We start from the raw sequence: 1,770 nt of genomic DNA, 5'->3' as shown, positions 1-1,770 counted from the left end.
TCGACTTGCATGTATTAGGCACGCCGCCAGCGTTCATCCTGAGCCAGGATCAAACTCTCCAATAAAGTTAGTTTGTCTAGCATCTAAAAATAAAAATTGACGTTCACGTTGTTTGTTTCGTTCAGTTTTCAAAGAACTTGTYTGCCGCTCATTTGCGACTCCCTTATGTTAACATCTTCGTTAGTTAATGTCAACTAAGTTTTTTATTTCGTTTGTCGCTTTCTGCGTTGTTGCTATCGGCGACTTGTCCTATATTACACCTTTATAAGCTAATCGTCAACACCTTTTATTCAATTTCTCCATTTCAATGAAAATAATAAACAAGGACATCCCATTACATACAAGACGCCCTTTTGATTACACATTATATACATGCACTCTTTAAACTCTTGAACTCCCCCTTTCTATTTAAACTATCGTCCTACTGATTCCTTGAGGTGGGAGTTTTCTGTCGGGAATTGATAAATAGATCAATTAATTCATTTTTATCCGCCCATACCACTCCAAATAAGACTAAGCCGCCGCCTATTACTATTCTCCACGTTAAAGATTCATTTAATAGAACAATTGAAGCAACAATACTTATTAGCGGTAATGCATTTAAATATAATCCACTTACTGATGCTGAAACTCTCTCTAGTGCTTTATTCCAAAACCAATATGCTAAAATTGTTGCTCCAATAACAAGATACATTACACTAAGTCCAGTCTTCCAGGTTTCAATCTTTGGGAAACCGTAATAAAAAGTTTCTACCATTGCAAATGGTAATAAAATAACCGATCCAATAATTAAAGTTAATGTTGTAAAAACCTTGTTTGATAGATACCGTTCCTGTTTCGGTTGTTTTAACAATACTGTATAAAAAGCAAATAAGAAGGTGCTTAATAAAATAAGGATATCTCCTATTAAAGATACCTCTTGATCAGCATTGTTAGATGAAATTGTTATAAGAAGTACCCCTATAGCCCCCAATATAATACCAATCCAATAATTCGGCTGAATTTTCTCTTTTAAAAAGAAAGCTGAAAAAAGAATTGTAACTAACGGCAATGCAGCATCAATGATACTAACATGTAATCCACTTGTTAAAGAAATCCCGTAGGATGTGAACATAAAATACCCAGCTACACCAGTAAAAGATAGCAAACTCATTCTTTTCCATGGAATATGTTTATGTACGATTGCTTTTTGAAGTTGGCCATATGAAAAAAGCATACAAATCCCCCCTGCGAGGAAAAGACGAATAAATAACAAAGTAAATGGTTGAATAGATTCTAATGCCCATTTTGTTGGCGCAATTGCCGTCCCCCATAATATAACAGCCACTAATAACATGCATATTTCTTTCATAATCCCCCACACCCATCAAAAAGTATATGTTAACTACCTTAATTATAGATTTTTTCTTAAGTAAAATCCTTTAAAACCACAAAAAGGTTATGCGAAAAATAGCCATCCAGCCATTTTCGCATAACCCTTTCATATTAAATCAAAAACATCATTGTTCATTCGACAACTAAATCAACATAAAAAGGTAATCCTTACCTTCAATTTATATTTAAACGTATTACTTTATAACCTTCTTATCACTTTAATATCCAAATTTTATTTTATACCGTTTCTATTTCATTCTTTTTTCGTCTTTAGGATTATTAAATTTATGAATTTTAACCTTCAGTAAATAAAAATAAACACAAAAAAACCTAAGTCGAAACGACTTAGGTTTTTGCTTGGCGACGTCCTACTCTCACAGGGACAAGGTCCCAACT

General features: G+C 33.4%; 1 protein-coding gene and 1 rRNA gene. Both read right to left on the bottom strand.

Features of this window, described 5'->3' with window-relative positions:
• Positions 1-65, bottom strand: a 16S ribosomal RNA gene (locus AC1DKZ_RS32705); the annotation flags it as partial.
• A 356-nt stretch (positions 66-421) separates the two neighbouring features.
• Positions 422-1,351 carry a DMT family transporter gene (locus tag AC1DKZ_RS32700; protein WP_476997961.1) on the bottom strand — a complete coding sequence of 310 codons (930 nt, stop codon included), beginning with the start codon at positions 1,349-1,351 and terminating at the stop codon, positions 422-424.
• Positions 1,352-1,770: the final 419 nt, after the last annotated feature.

The organism is Bacillus sp. 05T21 (genome assembly GCF_056396785.1).
Note: the sequence above shows the minus strand (reverse complement) of the source record. Positions and strands in the feature narration are given on the sequence as shown.

Bases quoted from the DNA above. Each gene is read 5' to 3' on its own strand.
- AC1DKZ_RS32700 (WP_476997961.1), bottom strand. From the start codon at position 1,351: ATGAAAGAAATATGCATGTTATTAGTGGCTGTTATATTATGGGGGACG.